Raw genomic sequence first — 19,872 nt, forward strand, 5'->3', positions numbered from 1 at the left:
GCTTATGAAAGTACATTTTATACAGCATGAAGATTTTGAAGCTCCGGGAGCCTATTTGCAATGGGCATTAGCACGACACCATAAAACGAGTTTCTCCAAGGTATATCAATATGAAGCGCTACCACAAGACGGCACGATGATAGACTTTTTAGTTATTATGGGTGGTCCTCAAAGTCCGGATTCGTCTCAACAGGAATATCCCTATTATGATGCACGGGCTGAAATCGCATTAATCAGGCAATGTATACATGCTGGAAAAGCCGTTGTTGGGGTCTGTCTAGGATCACAATTGATCGGTGAAGCCCTAGGGGCAACATACGAACCGAGTCCGGAGAAAGAAATAGGTGTCTTTGGTATCCAACTTACCCAAGACGGTTTGGCAGATCCGAAAGTTGGGCATTTTGGCGAATTTCTACCTGTCGGTCACTGGCATAATGATATGCCGGGACTCAGTCTAGCCAGTCAAGTTCTTGCGGTCAGTGCAGGTTGTCCACGACAGATCGTAAGGTACACCGACCTGGTTTATGGCTTTCAGTGCCATATGGAACTCAATGCGGAAGTTGTCGAATTGCTGATTCAGGCAGAGACAGATCTTTTACACAAAAGCAAACTACATAAATTTGTGCAGACTCCAGATCAAATCCGCAGTTACGACTACACCGAGATGAACAATAAGCTATTTCAGTTTCTCGATCAGCTGGAAATTGCCTATCAACATACAAAAAACAATTTTTAGAACGGATCGAAGCAATCCAAATCCGGTTCCTCAGCCATAGATAGCAATCCAACATTACAGTGCATGTACAACGGATTTGAAAATGACCGACGGCAAATCATCTGTAGTAGATTTAGCAGATTTTAGGAACGAGGTATGAAACCATCATGATTTATTCAAACCGAGAGAACCGAACGATTGAGCTCACGAATACCTTAAAGTACTAATTTAATGAGTAAACGAGTTCATGAATACCATATAAAACATACGCTCGATGAATAAATCTGATAGCTTCATCACAACAAAAAAAATTTATATAGACGAAAAAAAACTGTAGATTTAGTTATCAAACAAAACGTCGATGGATTTTACACTTAAGCATTTTTTTAGATCAGCCACGCTATTAATCTTCGGTCTACTGTTATTTTCATGTTCGGTCAAAAAGAACGATGAAAATCTCATTTGGTATGAAAACCAAGTGATAGAACAGGCTGTGCCCGAACAGGATTCAGTTTACAGAATACAGGTTGGTATGATGGCTTCTTCTTTTTGGTTGGATAACAAAGGCAACGAGCGGAAAGATCAGTTATCTCTTTTACAAGAGAGTCTGAAGCAACGGAATCCCCTTACTATAGGCGTTGAAAAAGGAACCAATAAAATCATTCGTGTTACTAAATAGCAATAAACGATTAGCACTCCGTAACGCTAACACGAATGATTTCAACAGTCTTTAATATAAAAACCCGTCTGATCCCAGTTTAAATTATAAATTTTGTCCTCCCTATCAAAAGGGAATCAGGCTATTTTTTCCATTAAGTAAATCTGAGGTGTCTCTTGCAGCTTCTCCTCAACCATTCGCCCAAATGCGAGGATATAAGGTTGCTGGTTATGTGCATCTAGTCCGGCTTGGCTTTCCCAGATTTCATAAAATATAAACTGATTCTCATCTTCAGCCCGCTGATGCAGATCATACTGTATACAAGCAGCTTCCTTTCGGCTCTCTTCGACCATATGCTGCAATGTATGCATAACCTCGTTTCGAAATCCTGGATTTGCTTTTAAAATAGCTGTTATATAGATCTTCATGATAACTGAGTTTCAAAATAAAACACCTCTTCCAAATATGCCTTATATTCCTTTTCGTAATTATCCACACGCTCCTGCGTTGCACCTTTCTCCATATCATGGAAATGAAAACTTCCAATACTTTCCAGTCCTGCAAACTGATTCATCTTATGAAAGCCAAACAGAACACCTTCATCAACAGAATGTTGGTCAAAAAACTCACCTTCCATCGTAAATGCCGTATCCGGCGCATTCCAACTTGAGGTTACAAAATACTTTTTCCCATGCATCAATCCACCGGTACCGTAATTGATTGCCGGATTCTTACGTGAACGACCATCACTCCGATAGATGCCATTATTGTGTCCAGCTGTAAACACTTCATCTATATAAAGCTTGAGGCGATTAGGCACCTGAAACCACCATACAGGGAAGTGATAAACAATGATATCCGCCCATTTAAAATTTTCAGCTTCGACCATCGCGTCAAATTCATCATTTACATTGGTCACACGGATTTCAAATCCATTTTTAACTAAGGTTTGCGCTGTCCAATTTGTAATTGTGGTATTAAAAGAACCACCTGAGTGTGCGAACTCCTGTCCGCCATTGATAATAAATATATTCATCTCTATTATTTTTATTATTGATAATACAAATTTCTATCATTTTTATAGATCATACAAATAATTTAAATTGTACATTTGTATCATTAAAATAATAGATATGAAATGGAACTTAGAATGGCTTCGTACTTTTAAGGCGATTTATGAGACCGGCACACTGTCAGCAGCCGCACAGGAATTGTTTATTTCGCAACCTGGCGTGAGTCTACATCTTAACTCTTTGGAAGCCTTTACGGGGCACAAACTATTCGATCGGTCAGCACGTCGGATGGTACCGACAGAGAAAGGAAAAATTTTATATAATTACATTATTGATCCGCTTAAAAAGCTAGAAATAGGTGAGCAACATTTTCACAATCGAGCTCTCGATGAACGTATTACCATTAGCATCGGTATGTGTTTTGAAACCTTTCAATACACACTTGAGGAACATATTGCCCAACTTCCCTTCAACCTCATTATTAAATTCGGCGAGTATCCACAGATGCAACAGGATCTGGACAATGGCCTACTCGATTTAATTATTACACCGCAAAAAGGCAATCAGCAGAATTTAGTCTATCAGCCCTTTTCAAAAGAGCGTATCGTGCTGATCGCAGGTTGCCAAACAGATACAACCGAGTTGGAAGCTTTATTGCAGGACAATAAGATTAAGGAAGCTTCGCAGCTCTTAAAAAAACAGCTCTGGTACAGCACCGCAGCGGATATGGATCACCTCAGGAATTTCTGGTCAACACATTTTGGCGAACATCCTGATTTCAGCCCCAATTACATTGTACCCAATATCAGTTCCATTATACGTTGTCTCAGCAATAACAAAGGCTTTTCTATTGTTCCTGATTTTTTATGTGCAGAAGCTATTGCTTCCGGCAAAATAAAACTGGTCTGGGAAGGTCAATCTCCAGTCGAAAATACACTTTATTTTGGTACACGCAAGAAAACAATGTACCAAGAGGAAATCAGCAAATTGGAAACATTGCTGCAGGAAAAATGGTAGATTTCCCTTATTGATTCAGCATCTTACTTAAGAATTCGGGGGTCACGCCAATATAGGCGGCCACTTGCTTTTGCGGAAGACAGGCTATCAAGCTAGGATAACGTATGCAAAATCGTTCATAACGCTCCTTTGCAGTCAAACGGAGATTTTCCATGGCACGGCTCTGGTAATATACCAAGGCGTTTTCCGCCAACACCCTGAAATAAATATTCAATTTTGGGATCTCCCTATACAATCTATTGAGATCCGTTTTTGCGATCATGGCAATTTCAGAATCAAATACAGCATCAACGGCAAGATACCCCGGCTTACCCGTGACTAGGCTATACATATCCCCTATCCACCAACCTTCGGGTGCAAACTGCTGAATATATTGATACCCATTTTCATCCACACAATAACTGCGCAGACAACCCGAAACGACAAATAGTGCATAACGGCTCACATCCCCTTCCAACAATAAAAACTGTTTTTTCTTGACCTTTTTTATTTTGACAAAGGAAAAGAAAAGGTCCATTTCCTCCTTAGTAAGATCAATCTGTTTCAGGATGTTTTCCGTTAATATATGTTGGTCCATGCGACAATACTCATTGATATTTAACAAATATAGTTTATCCCTAACCCCGAACCAAAGTTTCTATCAATTGTTTATTGTCTGCAGAAAGTCAGCGACAGCGACCTTCTGCAAATTTAAATTCAGTTAAATATTGACCGATGGTCGTCCTGATGCTATGGTATGCGCTTCCTTCATCGCTTCGGAATAGGTCGGATGGGCGTAAGAAATCCTGGCCATACTATCCGCCGTAATTTCATATTCCAGCCCTACGACTGCCTGCGCAATAAGATCTGCAGCCCTTGCTCCCAGCACATGCACACCCAACAGTTCACCATAGACCGGATCCGCCAAAACTTTCACAAAGCCCTGCGTGTCCATTCCCGCACGTGCACGGGCATTGGCAGAAAATGGAAAGCTCCCAACAGTATATTTCATTCCCTTCGCCTTGAGTTCCTCTTCGCTGAAACCGACAGATGCGACTTCAGGCCAGGTATAAACAACAGCGGGTATTCGATCATAATGTATATGCGGTTTTTGACCATTGATCTGTTCGACAACAAATAGTGCTTCCTCCTCCGCTTTATGGGCCAACATCGCCCCACCGATCACATCTCCGATAGCATAAATATTAGAGGCAGCGGTCTGCAACTGATTATTGACCACAATTGTTCCCCTGGCATCCAACTGAACATCCGTATTTTCCAGCCCCAATCCTTCGGTATAAGCTTTGCGACCTACAGCCACCAACACATAGTCAGCCGTTAATTCCTGCTCCTGCCCAGAACGATCTTTGAACGAGACCTGCGCGCTATCACCCAAATTTTCTGCTTTATAGACAGCCTTTTGAAGCAGTATGCGAATACCTTCCTTTGACAGGATTTTTTTGAGCCCATCCCCAAGTTCATGATCCATATTTGCAAGAAGATGATCCGCATATTCGATGATCGTAACTTCAACGCCCAATCGATTGAATATCGAGGCCATTTCCACGCCAATCACACCACCACCAATTATAACCATGTTTTTTGGCTGCGCCTTTAGGGATAAAGCCTCCGTTGACGTGATAATTCTTTCCTTATCAATCACTACCCCAGGAATAGTAGCCGGTTTCGACCCTGTGGCGATAATGATCTTATTGCCCTGAATAAGTTCGGTCACATTGTCTTTCTTTACAATGCTTAATGTCGAATTATCCACAAAGGAGGCTGTACCCTGAATCACCGTTATCTTATTTTTACGCATAAGAAAATTAAGCCCCTGTGTATTCTGTAGTACCACCTGATCCTTACGCGCATACAGCCGTCTAAAGTCTACAGACAAGCCATCCGTCGTAATTCCATGTGCCTCAAAATGATGTACAGCATCATGATAATGATGGGTGCTGTCCAAAATAGCCTTTGTCGGAATACAACCAACATTGGTACATGTTCCACCTAATGTATTGTATTTTTCGACCAATACCGTTTTATACCCCAATTGGGCAGCACGAATAGCCGCAACATATCCGCCGGGCCCAGAGCCAATAATGACCAGATCATATTGTTCCATATCTCAAATTATTTTTGTACCTAATTCCTATTTATCACGCTAACACCTGCCTTTTGAGCTACCTATATTTGTTATTAATTAATAATACCACTTGGTATATAAATAATCAAAAAAAAGCCTACAAACGCCCAATTAAAACAATTAAAAATTTAAAAACGAATAACATGATGCAAATATATAAAATAAAATACCATTAAGTATATTTTATTATTAACCAAAAAAGAAAAGCATGACCACTATATAAGCGAATTGGCGGCTCCGATACCTCTCCATAGTCAATTGGAATTTATGGCAAAAAATGCCGCTGATATTTTATAACTTCACAAGGAATAAGCAATAAAAACATCATTTGTCGATGAAAGAACATCAATATAAAGCGACTGTTGAATGGACAGGCAATTTAGGAAGTGGTACAGATCATTATAAAAACTATGAACGAAGCCACCAGATCAGCATAAAGGACAAAGTGATTATCCAGGGCTCTTCTGATCCTGCATTTCGTGGAGATCCCAACAAGCACAATCCCGAAGATCTTTTACTTGCGTCCTTATCCTCCTGCCACATGCTATGGTATCTTCATTTCTGTTCGGTCAACAATATTATCGTGGAATCTTATATTGACCATGCCACAGGAACAATGATGGAGGAAGAAAGTGGCAAGGGCTTTTTTAAAGAGGTCATACTTAGCCCCTCAATCCGTGTACAGCGACCTGAAATGATCGCCAAAGCAATAGCGCTCCACAAAAAAGCCAATGAATATTGTTTTATTGCAAATTCAGTGAATTTTCCAGTCCTCCATCAGCCCCATGTAAGTGCTGAAGGATGATTTTACCTGTTCCCTAAGCGTTCCTGTAATTCTCTTCTGAAAGTAATCCCAACGGGGAGACTCATATTATTGATCTGCACCATACCATGTTCATATTTGCTGACCTTGTTGATGGAGGCAATATACGATTTATGGATGCGGACAAATTTGGACGCAGGTACCTGGGTTAAGATCTGTTGGGTGGTACTGGCAGTCAGGTAAGTCTGCGCCGGTGTCACGATTTTTACGTAATTACCAAAACTTTGGATAAAATCGATCTGAGAAAGCTTCACCTCAATCAATCGACCATCCATACGGATACTTATTGTTTTTGGCTCCTCCTCCTGTGGTATTGTACTCTGGTTAAAAGATAGAAAGCGCTGTACAGCTTTAATAAAACGGGGAAAAGATATTGGTTTCAACAAATAGTCCACCACCCCATAGTCGTAGCTTTCCAATGCGTACTCCGAATAGGCTGTTGTCAAAATCGTTTTGGGTGGATTGTCCAACATTTTCAAGAATTCCATTCCGGTAATTTCGGGCATATCGATATCCAGAAAGATCAGATCAACCCGGTTATTGCGCAGATATTCCAGTGCTTCAAAGGCATTATAGCATTGAGCGACCAATTCCAGATCAGCGCTTCTTTCAATATAATTTACCAATACATAATGTGCAGCTGGTTCATCGTCAACCACAATACAGCGATTTTTCTCCATGGCTAAAGATTTATAACTAAAGACACCTCAAACTCCTCTTTACTTGCATTTGTATTTAACTGATAGCGATTGGGATAGAGCAATTTTAATCGCGCTATCGTATTTTCCAAACCTATTTTTGCCGAAAATACATTCCGTTTTTTCACGGGAACTGAATTTCGTACATGCAAATATAAGTTCCCTTTTTCAATCCTGATCGAAATTGCTACGTAACAATCTTCTATACTACAGGTACCATGTTTAAAGGCATTCTCTACAAATGTGATCAATAGCATTGGTGCGATTTGGTACTTAACACCTTCTTCACGCTGATAATCAAAGTCAATCTTGGTTCGATAGCCCAACCGTTCACGTTCCAATTCGATATAACTCGAAATAAAATCAATCTCATCATCCATTGAAACAAATTCCTTGTCGCTACTTTCCATCTGATAACGCAGCAGTTGTGACACTTTAATAATCAATTCAGAGGTACGTTCCGGAAATTTAAGGCTGATGCCATAAATGGTATTTAAGGTATTGAACAAAAAATGGGGGTTCAGCTGTTTTTTCAAATTAGACAATTGTGTCTGATTGGAGAGTAATTCCCGTCGCGTTTTCAATCGTTGAAAACGATAGAATTCAATAAATTGGATACTTCCCAAAATACAGATCAACGAGCCCAATAATACACCGACCTGATAATGGAATGTTTTCTGTGCGAGACTTTTATACAAAAAACAGTTTTTATAAATAAAGTTTTCCGTTATTTCTTTTAGCACTAAAGCAAACACCAGCAATATTGCGATCGACGATAGCGCATACAATGTGGCTTTATTCTTTTTAAGTAGAAGAGGCAGCAGAAAAAAACGGTTCACCTGCGCATGGATATATAAGATCAAAAAATAGATCACCCCCATCAAGAAGCCTTTCCAGCTCAAAATCAGAATCCAGTCATTCAGCGTAAAGAGGATAAACGAGAAAACCAGTAACATGGTTTCCTGTATGATCTTATTTTCCAGAACCTTTCTCATACTCCCTTATTTTGTTAAAAATCTGTTACAAAGTAAAAGTATTAAGTTTACAACCACCGAAAAATAAATGACGAATTACATTGGTCACTTTTAAACGCCATAGATCATTTTAAACGGACTATACAACAAGGTCCAGCCTTATCTTCGTTTCCATAAAATGATATATAACCTATGCTGAAATTGAATTTAGTGTTGTCATTGGCTGTATCACTTGCGACCTCAACCTCATTTGCACAAAAGCTTACCATCCGTGATGCCGTAGACCAGGGTCTTGCAAATTATGGAATTATTAAGGCAAAGGCGTATTATGTCCAGTCAGCACTACAGACCAACGAACAGGTAAAACGCGACTTCTGGCCTAATTTGACCGTTGTAGCGCAACAAGATTATGGAACTATCAATGGACAGAATGGCCCATTGTATGGATTTGGTGGACTCGGTGTTGCTTCTTCGGGTGCGGCGCTTCCGGAGCAAAATTGGAATTCCGCTTTTGGAGCGCTTTATCTTGCCAACATCAATTGGGATATCTACACCTTTGGCCGCAGAAAAGAGCGCATCGAATTGAGTAAAGCGGACAGCAAACGATTGGAAATTGATCTTCAACAAGAACAATTCCAACATAAGATCAAGATTGCCGCAGCCTATCTGAATCTTCTGGCGAGCCAGCGTCTTCAAAAAAATCAACAGAAAAACCTTGACCGCGCTCTGGTATTCTTTAACATTGCGGCTACCAAAGCCAAGAACGGGATTTTACCCGGTGTCGATTCAACCTTGGCCTCGGCAGAAGTATCCCGTGCGAAGATCAGTTTGAATCAGGCCGGAGAGAATGTGAAGGAGCAAAACAACAAATTAACGGTACTGATGGGGATCAACGCAACAGATCTTCAGATTGACACTGCGCTGGTAACAAAAACACCCACCCAGCTACTGACCACCGACCCGACGTTGGTGGACAACAACCCTGTGCTTCAATATTACAAAAGCCGGATTGAAGTTGGTGAACAACAACTGCGACTGTCAAACAAGGAATACCTGCCCACCTTATCGGCCTTCGGTGTTTTCCAGGCAAGAGGTTCTGGCTTCAAAAGCGATTACACGACAGACCTCCATGCCTTTACAAGAAACTACTGGGATGGTATCCGCCCCAACCGACAAAACTATCTTTTGGGCTTGGGAATCAATTGGAATATAACCACGATCGCCCGAATCAACAAAAAAATCAGCGCACAACGGTATACCAACGATGCTTTACGGGAGGAATATCAAACCACCGCAGCACAATTTGTTGCACAGCTGGATGCCGCCGACGTTAAGATCAGATTAGCACAACAGAGCGATATCGAAGCCCCTCGACAGGTATCAGCGGCCCAACAGGCCTACAATCAAAAGATGGCTATGTACAAAAACGGTCTGGCAACACTTGTGGATGTCACCCAAACCCTATATACACTTAATCGAGCCGAAACAGATCGCGAAATCGTCCATATCAACCTGTGGCAATCACTTTTGCTGAAAGCAGCAGCAGCGGGGGATTTCGATATTTTCAACAAAGAACTATAAATAACACCGCATGAATTTAATACGTTTTGCCTTACGTAAGCCGATCTCCATCCTTGTGTTGGTCATGGGCCTTATTGTATTTGGAATAGGCGCAGTACGCACGATCAAGGTTGACATTTTACCCAAAATGAACCTTCCTGTTATTTATATTGCGCACCCCTTTGGAGGTTATTCTCCAGATCAGATGGAGTCTTATTTTGCTAAAAACTACGTCAATATCCTGCTTTTTGCCAACGGAGTCAAATCCATTGAGACCAAAAATATCCAGGGGCTGACCTTAATGAAAATCTCCTACTACGAAGACACCAACATGGCTCAGGCTGCAGCCGAATTGAGTGCATTGGCCAATCGTATCCAGGCCTCCTTTCCCCCGGGATCACAACCACCCTTTATTATCCGGTTTGACGCGTCTTCACTTCCAGTAGGGCAGCTGGTACTCAGCAGTGATAAACGCTCCAACAACGAACTACAGGATCTAGCCAACGTCTATGTACGAGCTTCTTTTACCTCCATACCGGGATTACTTTCCCCGCCACCATTTGGAGGTAGTCCGCGTACAATCGAAGTCAATGTTGATCCCGATCTGATGCGCAGTCACAACATGACCCCTGATCAGGTCGTCGAGGCTTTAAAACTCAACAATCAGACTGCGCCTGCCGGAAATGTCCGTATAAAAGATAAAAACTACATTACACCCACCAACAACACCATTCGTAATGTGAAGGATTTTGAGAAAATCCCACTCTTTAAAGGTGGTGTACAAAATCTCTATCTGGGTGATATTGCTACGGTGAAAGATGGTGCCGATGTCACGGCAGGTTATGCACTCGTCAATGGCAAACGATCAGTCTACGTCAGCATTGCCAAAGCCGGTGATGCCTCCACTTGGGAGGTCGTACAAAATCTGAAGGCCGCACTTCCAAAAATACAGAACACCCTGCCCGAGGATGTCAAATTATCCTATGAGTTTGACCAATCCGTCTATGTCATCAACTCCGTCAAAAGTTTGATTACCGAAGGCGCTATTGGAGCAATACTCACCGGCCTGATGGTCTTATTATTTTTGGGCGACCGTAGAGCAGCTTTAATTGTTATCCTAACAATCCCAATCTCTGTAATTTCGGGCGTACTCTTCCTGAAACTATTTGGACAGACGATCAATCTCATGTCACTGAGTGGATTGGCACTGGCAATCGGCATCCTCGTTGACGAGAGTACGGTTACGATAGAGAATATACACCAGCATCTGGATATGGGCAAACCCAAAGCACTGGCAATCTGGGATGCCTGTAAGGAAATTGCCCTGCCAAAGCTGTTGATTTTATTGTGTATCCTTGCTGTATTTGCGCCAGCATTTACAATGACAGGTATTCCGGGATCCCTATTCTTACCCTTAGCCCTGTCCATTGGATTCTCCATGATCATCTCCTTCCTGCTTTCACAGACTTTTGTACCGGTCATGGCCAACTGGCTTATGAAAGATCATCACAAGACCGGTCCACATAAAATAAATCCAAAAGGACTGAATGCAGATGAAGTAAAATTTGCCGAAACGGGTCTATCCGTCGAATCCGAACAAGATACCCTGAATCAAAAGAAACTTCTTGTCGAACGGGAAGATTTTAACAACGATGGAAAGATCAGCCTGTTTGAACGCTTCAGAAATCGGTTTATGAAAATGATCGACAGACTGTTCAAACAGAAGAAAATTATCACCGTCGTCTACCTAGTTGGTGCCATAAGCTTGGTACTCGTTTTACTCAATACGATTGGACAGGACGTATTTCCAAAGGTCAATTCAAGTCAATTTCAGATGCGTCTGCGTGCGGTTGAAGGAACCCGTATCGAACGTACCGAAGAGAAAGCCAAACGCGCGTTGGCCGAACTTGAAAAACTTGTTGGAAAAGAACATATAGGCATCTCCTCTGTATACATTGGCCAGCACCCTGGACAGTTCTCTGTATCGCCGATCTACCTATTTATGGCCGGGCCTCATGAGGCAGTTTTTCAAATCGCACTTAAAGATTACGAGCACGATATGGACAGCTTCCGCGATGAATACAGAAAGCGACTCAAGGCCGCTCTTCCAGATGTTCAAGTTTCCTTTGAACCCATCGAACTCACCGATAAAGTCCTGAGCCAAGGTTCACCAACACCGATCGAGGTACGAATTGCTGGCAAGAACAAAAAGAATAATGAGAAATATGCAGGTAAATTAATCGAAGAACTGAAAGCTATTCCCTATTTCAGGGATGTACAGCTGGCACAATCCATCAAATACCCGTCCTATGACATCAATATTGACCGGGTGCGTGCCGCTCAGCTAGGTATTGACCTTGCAGAAGTAACCCGATCACTGATCGCGGCAACATCGTCCTCTCGTTATACGGAGAAAAACACCTGGATTGATGAAAAAGCGGGACTATCCTACAATGTCCAAGTACAGGTTCCCATTGATAAAATGAAAGACGAGAAAGAGATTGGAGAAATACCATTGTTAAAAAATTCGTCAAGGCCAATACTGAGCGACATTGCAACCATTACGCCATCTTATACTTATGGCGAGAATGACAACTTAGGTGCTATGCCCTACATTTCCGTCACGGCCAATATCGACCATACGGATCTGAAAACAGCCTCCAATGATGTACAACGTAGTATTAAAGCTTTGGGCGAACTTCCACGCGGTCTTTCGGTGGAGCAAATCGGATTGGGAAAAGTATTAAATGAAACCATGGACAGCCTACAGGCAGGTCTGGCTGTAGCAATCATTGTGATATTTCTGATGCTTTCGGCCAACTTTCAGTCGTTCAAAGTATCCATGGTTGTTCTCACCACCGTGCCAGCAGTTGTCCTTGGATCCTTACTGATGCTCTTAATGACCGGTTCAACACTCAACATGCAATCCTATATGGGTATTATTATGTCTGTGGGTGTATCCATCGCCAATGCCGTGCTATTGATCACCAATGCAGAGCATATCCGCAAGCACAATCAAAATGCATTGGCAGCAGCACGGGAAGCAGCCTCACTGCGTCTACGTCCTATTATTATGACCAGTTTGGCCATGATTGTCGGGATGTTACCGATGGCTATCGGTCATGGTGAAGGCGGTGAACAGGTATCCCCATTGGGACGTGCCGTTATCGGAGGCTTACTCTTCTCCACCTTTGCAGTACTGGTGATTTTACCTTTAATATTTGCTTGGGCACAAGAGAAAAGTAGCACCCAATCGATCTCCTTAGATCCCGAAGACGAAGAAAGTAAACATTATATCGCAGCATTAAAACCTTTATCATGAAACACAATCTCCTAAAAATATTATCCGCAGTAGGCCTACTCGCCTACTTAACCGGATGTCAGTCCGCTGCCGAGGAAAACAGTACAAAAGTAGCAGCAGTAACGGCAAGTCCAGCAATGGAAACATTTGCGCCGTCCAAACAGAAACTAACTAACAAAATGCAGATACCGGGCGAGATCAGTGGATTTCAGCAGGTGGAAATTTATGCCAAAGTGAGCAGCTACGTACGGGCATTAAAAGTTGATATTGGCAGTCGGGTTCAGGCCGGACAGCTGTTAGCTGTACTTGAGGCCCCAGAATTGAGTTCACAATTGTCAGCTGCAAAATCAAGGTTAAAGTCGCAGGAAGCGATTTACATGGCCACCAAAAGTACCTACGATAGACTGTTCGAAACCAGTAAAGTCGAAGGTACTGTAGCCCGACTGGATCTTGAGGTCGCCGAAGCGAAAAAGAATGCTGATTTTGCCCAATTTCAGGCGGCAAAATCAGCCTATGCGGAGGTACAGAATCTATTGAACTACCTCGAAATACGTGCACCATTTGATGGTGTTATCGCGACACGTAATGTCAATCAGGGTGCCTATGTCGGACCAGCGGGCAGAGGTTCGGAGATGCCCATCATGACCATCCAGCAACAGAGCAAGCTCCGTTTGGCTGTTGCCGTACCCGAACAATATGCCGGCTTCCTGGCAGCAGATCAACCGCTGCAGTTTACCGTAAAGTCCTTACCGGGCCAACAGTTTTCAGGTAAGATCGCACGCAAGTCAGGGGCGCTGGATAGCAGATTCAGATCTGAACGAGTTGAAATCGACATTACCAATACCAACAACAAACTCCTCCCGGGTATGGTCGCTGAGGTCGAGTTGCCCCTGACTTCTCAGGATAGCACCTTTGTTGTTCCCAAAGCCGCAGTTTTTACCTCAGGTGAAGGAAGTTTTGTCATCGCCGTTGTGGACAACAAAACAAGTCGTGTTCCGGTACAAAAAGGACGTAGCATTGACGGACAGGTAGAAATCTTTGGCAACCTTAATCCGACCATGCGGCTCGTGAGTAAAGCCGATGAAGAAATCGCGGATGGCACCACCGTTAAATAAAAACAAGAAAGCTGTCCTAAGAATAAAAACGTAGCCCATGCGCATTGATCGTTGAAAAGAGATGCTCGGGAATACGAATAGATTAAAAGCCAATAGGCTGTCCAAAAATATCGGACAGCCTATTGGCTTTTATTATTTTCACACGACTATATGCCCATAAATTTAAAGGCGTTGGCAGATTTAAATAGTCCATTTGAGATGCCATTAATTGCTACACCCTGTTTTAAATCCAGTTTCATTGCAGGGGCGCCCTTTTTCAAATCAAATTTAGTAAGATCCACCCATAAAGTTCCCGGAGTCAACACATTCTCAAAATAATAAACTTTATTCTTTTGATCTGCGACTGACCGCCATCGGGTAGAGGAAATATTAGGTTCAGTTTCCGAGCTGATACCAAATGGAACAGAGCAATTACGAATGACACTAAATACACTCGCGACAGCAGTTCGTGTATCCTCCGTTTGTGGGATGGCATTGATATAATACGAAGCACGCACAAAACGATCTGCAGCCCGATTGGTACCCGGAAGCATAATTGTCCCCGGGATTCCCTGCCAGTATCTGTTTAAAGCCAGCTGTTCCTCAAATACGGGTGAATTTGTCATCACCGTATATGCTGCATTATGGTGAATAACCAATTTTCCGTTGATGTATTCAAAGATGGCATTGTCACCCGTTGCATCCGAAAGGGATAGATGTATTGTTGTAAACTTTTCGGTTCCCGGAATATAGTCACTCACAATTACAAAGGGCTCGTCCTGCAAAACCTTCACCGCCTCAGCTACCGTCGCAAAATTGTCAAGTACATATTGTGCCCATGCCGAGATTGCTACCCCCTTTTTTGTTCCGGCGGGATCAAATTTAGGATAAGTAGACTCGACCAGCCAAAGGACATTGGCGACCAGTCCCTTTTCATTCAGTCCATCCACGGTCGCAATATCCCATGCGCTAGCAATCACACTACCGTATTGTGATGTCCAGGTCAGCGATTGCGGCCCCACTTCACCACTTCTTTGCATACCCCGCGGAAATACCCAAATGTTAGCAGCAATGTCATCCTTCCAGTCCATGCTACGCGCTGTAATAACCGTTTGACCGGGTCCTTTGTAAACCACCCTGGTGCAGGCATTCGTCTCTCCATGCAGGAGGACTACAATTAAGATAATTGAAAAAAGATACTTCATAAAATAGCTGTTTGACATATTAACAAATACTTAATGATTTTGTTTAGACAAAACTATTAAACAAAAAAAACACCATTAAAAGCAACTTCCCCAGACAGTTTAACATCTCATCCGCTGAAAGATCCTGTTTTCTAGTCTCAGATCATTTTTTTGTAGTCTGTTTTTTTTAGTTTTTAACCTTATTTTTTGCTATTTTCAAAATATGTCGCTACAACGACAGTGAATCATTTGACTAAAAAATCAATAGCTAAAGGACATGTTGAAGATCATTACATCAGGGATGAAACTTGGACTTATCTTATTTTTGATCCAAAGTATATTGATTTGTATCGATGGGCTGCGTGACAAAAAGACCAAAGCGGCTATCGGTATTGTTCTCGGTAATAAAATCAACCCCGACGGTAGCCCCTCGGAGAGACTACAGGAACGATTAAATAAAAGTATCCAGCTATACAGGGCAGACCGGATTCAGATGATCCTTGTCAGCGGAGGCTTTGGAAAGGAAGGTTTTTGGGAAGGCGACAAAATGAAAGACTATCTGGTGCTGAACCATATTCCATCGCAGAAAATTATTGTGGACAACTATGGTAATGATACCGAAAAAACAGTGGTCAACAGCATCCGTATCATGGACAGTCTACACTATAAAAGTGCCATTTCCATCTCCCAATATTTCCATCAGACACGAACAAAAGCGCTCTTTCGAAAAAAGGGATTTGTCAATATCGAAAGTGCAAGTCCTATCTATTTTGAATGGCGTGATGGCTATTCCATCTTCCGGGAGTTTGTTGCCTACTACAAAGAGGCCTTATAACGCTTATAAAAAGGAGCTGTGTAAATCCATTTATTGTACCTTATATTTGAGCGCATCTCCCCGCTGATAACCATCCACGAGTCATTCAATCAAAAAGAAGTTTGTTTTATCGTCAAAGCAAATTATATTTACGACACACTAAACCAATCAAATGAAAGAGAAATTTATTGACAGAAAAGACCAACAGGCAAATAAAATATTTGAAAGACGAACATTAGCAAACGACTATCGGACCATTCTCCCACTGTTAAAACCCGGTTTAGCCATCCTCGATGTAGGCTGTGGCACAGGAACACTGACAAATGAAGCCGCATCACTAATCGCGGACGGCACAGTGATCGGTTTGGACAACACCCAATCTTTTATTGATATAGGGAATCAACAGTACGGTGACAGCGCCAATCTTAGTCTGGTCTGTGATAATATTTTCAGTTATGAGCCACCACATCAGTTTGATCTGATTATGACGGCAAGAACAGTGCAATGGCTAAGTGATATTCCTGCGGCCTTACAACGGTTCAAATCCTGGTTGAAACCCGGAGGACAGCTTTCGATCCTGGATTATAACCATACCGCAATTGAATGGAACCCAGCACCACCGTCCAGTATGTTGGAGTTTTATCATACATTTCTGAAATGGCGTGCCGATGCAGGTATGAACAACCGTGTCGCAGATGAAATCGCCACTTTACTCCAACAACAGGGATTTACAGCCATTGAGACGATCAACGCCGATCTGACCTATACCAGGGGCGACGATCATTTTCAGACCAATCTTGGAATCTGGATCAAAGTTGCCCAGTCGCAACAAATGGTAATAGAAGGATATATTACAGATGAACTGCGTTTAAAAGCCATTGAAGATTACAGCAACTGGATCGAAACAGAAGCCCTATCAATGACACTCAAAATGAACGACGTAAGAGCTAAAATTTAATAAATTCAATATGATCCCTATACACACAGCATTCTTTTCTATTTTCCTGTTACTCTCCGCGTTTGACCTGTTTGCACAATCGAAAGATACGACAATCAGTGTTGGTCAGCATAGTTTACATTTTAATATTATAGCTGGAAAAGGAATTCCTATCATTTTTGAATCAGGAGGCGGAAACGATGCTTCTGTATGGCAGAAACTATTGGCTCCACTATCAGCTAGATTAGGTGCACCATTAATCACCTACGATCGGGCGGGTTTCGGAAAAAGTGGCATAGATACCGCAAATGTCAATCTATCGACTGAAGTCGCTGATCTAAAAAGGGCGCTGAATAAATTGGGTTATAACGAACAATATTTCTTTGTTGCACATTCCTTTGGTGGTAATTATACGCTGAAATTTGCCCATGAAAACAAGGGGCAGGTACTAGGTGCGGTGATGATAGATATTGTCTCGCCTTATTTTATGACAATGGAGCGTGGAAAATCATTAAAGATAGAATATGCCGACCGACTTCAAGAGATCAAAAAAGAGAGCTTAGGATTCTATCATTTGACGATGAATTATGAGAATTCAACAGCTATTTTGCATGAAGTAGCGCCACATGCGACCATTCCAATGACAATTATCGGCTCAGGCATTACCGCTTTTGAAGAACCCGATAGAAGTAAATGTGTTGCCGCATTAAAAAAGTTTGCAGACGAAAAGGACAACAGAAAGTATGTCCTGGAGCCGAACGCACAACATCACATCTTTTACGATAATCCGGCTTTAGTGATCGAAGAAATCCAGTCATTATACAAAAAAACAACCTCAACAGAATAATTTGATCTGTTTGGAAATAAATTTATTTGTAGCTTAGTATTATTGTCAATGTCCAATCAATACAATATTTTATGAACAATCAAGCGCAGAATGTTATCGATTCACCCAGCAACAATACCGTTTTCATGGTATGGAATTTTCAGGAAAATAAAGAGCTGAAACCGGTCTTTGAACGGATCTGTGCCCTGGTCGTCAATCTGAATAATTCGGCTCAGGTACGTTCGACTGGTATAAAAGCGAGTATTGTCATGGGGATCAGTTATCATGCCTGGAAAAAATTGGCACTACAGGAGCCATTACCTAAAGAATTGGTTCCTTTTGAGCCCATCGTAGGTCAAAAACATGTCGCTGTTGCTACCCCGGGTGATCTCCATTTTCATATTCGCGCTGAAGAGCAAAGCTATTGTATTGACATGGCAGCCGAAATTTCCGATGTACTGGCAGCAGTTGCTGACTGCAAGGAAGAAATCCACGGCTTTCGTTATTGGGATGGAAGAAGCATTCTAGGTTTTGTCGACGGCACCGAAAACCCGACAGGTGAAGACCGTGCTTTCTTTGGTATTATTGGAGATGAAGATCAAGCCTATCAAGGTGGCAGCTATCTTTTTGTTCAAAAATACATTCACGACATGAACAGCTGGCGGGCCTTACCGGTATCCGAACAGGAAAAAGTTATTGGGCGAAGTAAAACCAATGATATTGAAATGTCGGATGACGTAAAACCGGCCAATTCGCATTCGGCCTTAGCCAATGTAGGCGATGATCTCAAAATCGTTAGGGACAATATGCCTTTTGGTAATATCGCCAATAATCAAATGGGCACCTATTTTATTGCTTATGCCAGTAGATTTAGCACCGTGATACAAATGCTAAAACGAATGTTTATAGGTGAACCAGATGGTAATTATGACCGTATTCTGGACTTTAGTGCAGCTCAGAGTGGCACATTATATTTCTGCCCTTCTATTGATATGCTGAAAGATTTTGCCGGATAGAGCAATCTTTAGGGCTTAAAGACAATCATTACCACTCAATATATTACGACTATGCAAATCGACGTTATCCAAGTAAACGATAGAAATATCGCTGAAGTAAAAGACACTGCTATCCTCATCAACAATCTCGATGATGGTTTACAGATCATGGTAGACTGTGGCGCACAGGAAGCATACAAAGCAATCTTATACCAAGAAAATATTTCGGCTGATTTTTTTGAACTTAAAACGAAGTTGGCGGGGGAAATTCTTCAAAAATATACGCAGTACGATTTTGACGTTGCTATTGTTGGTGACTTTTCCATCTATAATAGCAAAAGTCTGAATGATTTTATCTACGAAAGTAATAAAGGCCGTAAGATCAACTTTGTTGCTACGCGAGATGAAGCCATTACTAGACTATCAAAGGGTTAACGGTACAGCTCGATCCATTCAAGGCGGCCTGTCAACCTCCTTTCATAAAAAATAAGCGGCTAATAAAATAACCGCTTATTTTTTATTCCTGCTGCAACCAATCCTCGTAGGACATTACCCCCAGTTCTGGCCTCCCCTCGCCTTCCAATAGGGCAATAAATTCCAATTGATTTCCATCTGGATCGTTAAAATAAATTGCCAATGCCGGCATCCAGGCAAATACCATTGGTTTTTCTACACCATCTTTCAAAAAATTGTAAGGCTGCAAATCCCTTTCTTTGAGATAGTCTACTGCGTAATTCAAGATATCTTCTTTACTGGCTCTAAAAGCAAAATGCCGCGGTTGAAAATTTGCTTCCTCCTGCCAGAGTCCCAGCATATATTCCTTACCTGTACCGACCCACAAAAAGACGATAGGTCGATTGGGATCACGATGTGCAATCCGCAAACCAAGCACCTTCGTATAAAAATTGACAGACTCCTCCAGATTACGTACCTGGATATGCGTTTCATATAATCCTGTTATCTTCATTGTTTCAATAGTTAAATGTGATCCGGTTTCCATACATCATTCCAAACTTTTGTTGGCATGAACCGATGTATTTATTCCTCTATGACAATTTAAGTTAAATTCCGATCTCCCAATTGGCAAAATCAGAAATAAGACAGAAAAATGATTATTTGAAGTCCAACTTTTGATTTA

The 19,872-nt window shown here is 41.9% G+C and carries 20 protein-coding genes; 12 read left to right on the plus strand and 8 right to left on the minus strand.

What is annotated here, in order from left to right:
- The first annotated feature begins 4 nt into the window (after nt 1-4).
- Nucleotides 5-736, plus strand: coding sequence for a glutamine amidotransferase-related protein (locus tag ABFX33_RS07545; RefSeq protein WP_346085284.1), 732 nt, complete (start codon nt 5-7; stop codon nt 734-736).
- A 340-nt stretch (nt 737-1,076) separates the two neighbouring features.
- Nucleotides 1,077-1,394: a hypothetical protein gene (locus ABFX33_RS07550; protein ID WP_346085286.1), complete on the plus strand. Its 318-nt coding sequence runs from the start codon at nt 1,077-1,079 to the stop codon at nt 1,392-1,394.
- Between the two features lie 116 nt (nt 1,395-1,510).
- On the opposite strand, the gene ABFX33_RS07555 is transcribed toward ABFX33_RS07550, so the two are convergent.
- Complete coding sequence (locus ABFX33_RS07555; protein WP_257088045.1) at nt 1,511-1,801, minus strand: putative quinol monooxygenase; 291 nt, start codon at nt 1,799-1,801, stop codon at nt 1,511-1,513.
- Nucleotides 1,798-2,409, minus strand: coding sequence for an NAD(P)H-dependent oxidoreductase (locus ABFX33_RS07560; RefSeq protein ID WP_346085288.1), 612 nt, complete (start codon nt 2,407-2,409; stop codon nt 1,798-1,800). Before ABFX33_RS07560 ends, ABFX33_RS07555 begins: the two co-directional genes overlap by 4 nt.
- Nucleotides 2,410-2,506: 97 nt before the next feature.
- Here ABFX33_RS07560 and ABFX33_RS07565 point away from each other — a divergent pair, with 97 nt between their 5' ends.
- Nucleotides 2,507-3,403 (plus strand): LysR family transcriptional regulator, encoded by an 897-nt coding sequence (locus ABFX33_RS07565; RefSeq protein WP_346085289.1) that lies wholly within the window; start codon nt 2,507-2,509, stop codon nt 3,401-3,403.
- A gap of 7 nt (nt 3,404-3,410) precedes the next feature.
- Here the strand turns inward: ABFX33_RS07565 and ABFX33_RS07570 are convergent, their stop codons facing one another.
- Nucleotides 3,411-3,980, minus strand: a complete 570-nt coding sequence (locus ABFX33_RS07570; protein WP_346085290.1) for a Crp/Fnr family transcriptional regulator — start codon at nt 3,978-3,980, stop codon at nt 3,411-3,413.
- A 123-nt stretch (nt 3,981-4,103) separates the two neighbouring features.
- Nucleotides 4,104-5,507: a dihydrolipoyl dehydrogenase gene (gene lpdA / locus ABFX33_RS07575; protein WP_346085292.1), complete on the minus strand. Its 1,404-nt coding sequence runs from the start codon at nt 5,505-5,507 to the stop codon at nt 4,104-4,106.
- 355 nt (nt 5,508-5,862) lie between these two features.
- Here lpdA and ABFX33_RS07580 point away from each other — a divergent pair, with 355 nt between their 5' ends.
- A complete protein-coding gene (locus ABFX33_RS07580; RefSeq protein ID WP_120259003.1) occupies nt 5,863-6,333 on the plus strand; it encodes an OsmC family protein in 471 nt (156 codons plus the stop codon).
- A gap of 2 nt (nt 6,334-6,335) precedes the next feature.
- Here the strand turns inward: ABFX33_RS07580 and ABFX33_RS07585 are convergent, their stop codons facing one another.
- Nucleotides 6,336-7,031, minus strand: a complete 696-nt coding sequence (locus ABFX33_RS07585) for a LytR/AlgR family response regulator transcription factor (RefSeq protein ID WP_257088039.1) — start codon at nt 7,029-7,031, stop codon at nt 6,336-6,338.
- 2 nt (nt 7,032-7,033) lie between these two features.
- A complete protein-coding gene (locus ABFX33_RS07590) occupies nt 7,034-8,044 on the minus strand; it encodes a sensor histidine kinase (protein WP_120259005.1) in 1,011 nt (336 codons plus the stop codon).
- 171 nt (nt 8,045-8,215) lie between these two features.
- On the opposite strand from ABFX33_RS07590, the gene ABFX33_RS07595 reads away from it, so the two are divergent.
- From ABFX33_RS07595 to ABFX33_RS07605, 3 genes are read left to right on the plus strand one after another with little or no spacing between them, the layout of a single operon-like run.
- Nucleotides 8,216-9,604 carry a TolC family protein gene (locus ABFX33_RS07595; protein ID WP_346085294.1) on the plus strand — a complete coding sequence of 463 codons (1,389 nt, stop codon included), beginning with the start codon at nt 8,216-8,218 and terminating at the stop codon, nt 9,602-9,604.
- Nucleotides 9,605-9,614: 10 nt separating this feature from the next.
- Nucleotides 9,615-12,905 carry an efflux RND transporter permease subunit gene (locus ABFX33_RS07600; RefSeq protein ID WP_346085295.1) on the plus strand — a complete coding sequence of 1,097 codons (3,291 nt, stop codon included), beginning with the start codon at nt 9,615-9,617 and terminating at the stop codon, nt 12,903-12,905.
- Nucleotides 12,902-13,999 (plus strand): efflux RND transporter periplasmic adaptor subunit, encoded by a 1,098-nt coding sequence (locus ABFX33_RS07605; protein ID WP_259183278.1) that lies wholly within the window; start codon nt 12,902-12,904, stop codon nt 13,997-13,999. Before ABFX33_RS07600 ends, ABFX33_RS07605 begins: the two co-directional genes overlap by 4 nt.
- A gap of 146 nt (nt 14,000-14,145) precedes the next feature.
- Here the strand turns inward: ABFX33_RS07605 and ABFX33_RS07610 are convergent, their stop codons facing one another.
- The gene (locus ABFX33_RS07610; RefSeq protein ID WP_346085296.1) at nt 14,146-15,183 is read right to left on the minus strand and encodes a linear amide C-N hydrolase; all 1,038 of its coding nucleotides are present in this window, start codon (nt 15,181-15,183) and stop codon (nt 14,146-14,148) included.
- 256 nt (nt 15,184-15,439) lie between these two features.
- Between ABFX33_RS07610 and ABFX33_RS07615 the strand changes: the two genes are divergently transcribed.
- The 5 genes from ABFX33_RS07615 (at nt 15,440) to ABFX33_RS07635 (ending at nt 19,169) form a co-directional block, all read left to right on the plus strand.
- The gene (locus ABFX33_RS07615) at nt 15,440-15,997 is read left to right on the plus strand and encodes a YdcF family protein (protein ID WP_346085297.1); all 558 of its coding nucleotides are present in this window, start codon (nt 15,440-15,442) and stop codon (nt 15,995-15,997) included.
- 151 nt (nt 15,998-16,148) lie between these two features.
- Nucleotides 16,149-16,934 (plus strand): class I SAM-dependent methyltransferase, encoded by a 786-nt coding sequence (locus ABFX33_RS07620; protein ID WP_257088029.1) that lies wholly within the window; start codon nt 16,149-16,151, stop codon nt 16,932-16,934.
- Between the two features lie 10 nt (nt 16,935-16,944).
- Entirely contained in the window at nt 16,945-17,760 is an 816-nt protein-coding gene (locus ABFX33_RS07625) for an alpha/beta fold hydrolase (protein WP_346085299.1), read from the plus strand.
- 71 nt (nt 17,761-17,831) lie between these two features.
- Nucleotides 17,832-18,755 (plus strand): Dyp-type peroxidase, encoded by a 924-nt coding sequence (locus ABFX33_RS07630; RefSeq protein ID WP_257088025.1) that lies wholly within the window; start codon nt 17,832-17,834, stop codon nt 18,753-18,755.
- A 51-nt stretch (nt 18,756-18,806) separates the two neighbouring features.
- Nucleotides 18,807-19,169, plus strand: coding sequence for a DUF4180 domain-containing protein (locus tag ABFX33_RS07635; protein WP_120259014.1), 363 nt, complete (start codon nt 18,807-18,809; stop codon nt 19,167-19,169).
- Between the two features lie 82 nt (nt 19,170-19,251).
- Here the strand turns inward: ABFX33_RS07635 and ABFX33_RS07640 are convergent, their stop codons facing one another.
- On the minus strand, nt 19,252-19,701 hold the full coding sequence (locus ABFX33_RS07640; RefSeq protein ID WP_257088023.1) for a VOC family protein: 450 nt from the start codon (nt 19,699-19,701) through the stop codon (nt 19,252-19,254).
- Nucleotides 19,702-19,872 lie beyond the last annotated feature (171 nt).

Origin of the sequence: Sphingobacterium ginsenosidimutans (assembly GCF_039536865.1) — a bacterium.
Classification (GTDB): Bacteria; Bacteroidota; Bacteroidia; order Sphingobacteriales; family Sphingobacteriaceae; genus Sphingobacterium; species Sphingobacterium detergens.

Excerpts from the sequence above, each read along its gene's own strand:
- ABFX33_RS07640 (WP_257088023.1), bottom strand. The coding sequence starts at position 19,701 with ATGAAGATAACAGGATTATATGAAACGCATATCCAGGTACGTAATCTG.
- ABFX33_RS07610 (WP_346085296.1), bottom strand. The coding sequence starts at position 15,183 with ATGAAGTATCTTTTTTCAATTATCTTAATTGTAGTCCTCCTGCATGGA.
- ABFX33_RS07555 (WP_257088045.1), bottom strand. The coding sequence starts at position 1,801 with ATGAAGATCTATATAACAGCTATTTTAAAAGCAAATCCAGGATTTCGA.
- ABFX33_RS07550 (WP_346085286.1), top strand. The coding sequence starts at position 1,077 with ATGGATTTTACACTTAAGCATTTTTTTAGATCAGCCACGCTATTAATC.
- ABFX33_RS07585 (WP_257088039.1), bottom strand. The coding sequence starts at position 7,031 with ATGGAGAAAAATCGCTGTATTGTGGTTGACGATGAACCAGCTGCACAT.
- ABFX33_RS07620 (WP_257088029.1), top strand. The coding sequence starts at position 16,149 with ATGAAAGAGAAATTTATTGACAGAAAAGACCAACAGGCAAATAAAATA.
- lpdA (WP_346085292.1), bottom strand. The coding sequence starts at position 5,507 with ATGGAACAATATGATCTGGTCATTATTGGCTCTGGGCCCGGCGGATAT.
- ABFX33_RS07580 (WP_120259003.1), top strand. The coding sequence starts at position 5,863 with ATGAAAGAACATCAATATAAAGCGACTGTTGAATGGACAGGCAATTTA.
- ABFX33_RS07605 (WP_259183278.1), top strand. The coding sequence starts at position 12,902 with ATGAAACACAATCTCCTAAAAATATTATCCGCAGTAGGCCTACTCGCC.
- ABFX33_RS07570 (WP_346085290.1), bottom strand. The coding sequence starts at position 3,980 with ATGGACCAACATATATTAACGGAAAACATCCTGAAACAGATTGATCTT.
- ABFX33_RS07595 (WP_346085294.1), top strand. The coding sequence starts at position 8,216 with ATGCTGAAATTGAATTTAGTGTTGTCATTGGCTGTATCACTTGCGACC.
- ABFX33_RS07615 (WP_346085297.1), top strand. The coding sequence starts at position 15,440 with ATGTTGAAGATCATTACATCAGGGATGAAACTTGGACTTATCTTATTT.
- ABFX33_RS07565 (WP_346085289.1), top strand. The coding sequence starts at position 2,507 with ATGAAATGGAACTTAGAATGGCTTCGTACTTTTAAGGCGATTTATGAG.
- ABFX33_RS07590 (WP_120259005.1), bottom strand. The coding sequence starts at position 8,044 with ATGAGAAAGGTTCTGGAAAATAAGATCATACAGGAAACCATGTTACTG.
- ABFX33_RS07635 (WP_120259014.1), top strand. The coding sequence starts at position 18,807 with ATGCAAATCGACGTTATCCAAGTAAACGATAGAAATATCGCTGAAGTA.
- ABFX33_RS07560 (WP_346085288.1), bottom strand. The coding sequence starts at position 2,409 with ATGAATATATTTATTATCAATGGCGGACAGGAGTTCGCACACTCAGGT.
- ABFX33_RS07630 (WP_257088025.1), top strand. The coding sequence starts at position 17,832 with ATGAACAATCAAGCGCAGAATGTTATCGATTCACCCAGCAACAATACC.
- ABFX33_RS07545 (WP_346085284.1), top strand. The coding sequence starts at position 5 with ATGAAAGTACATTTTATACAGCATGAAGATTTTGAAGCTCCGGGAGCC.
- ABFX33_RS07600 (WP_346085295.1), top strand. The coding sequence starts at position 9,615 with ATGAATTTAATACGTTTTGCCTTACGTAAGCCGATCTCCATCCTTGTG.
- ABFX33_RS07625 (WP_346085299.1), top strand. The coding sequence starts at position 16,945 with ATGATCCCTATACACACAGCATTCTTTTCTATTTTCCTGTTACTCTCC.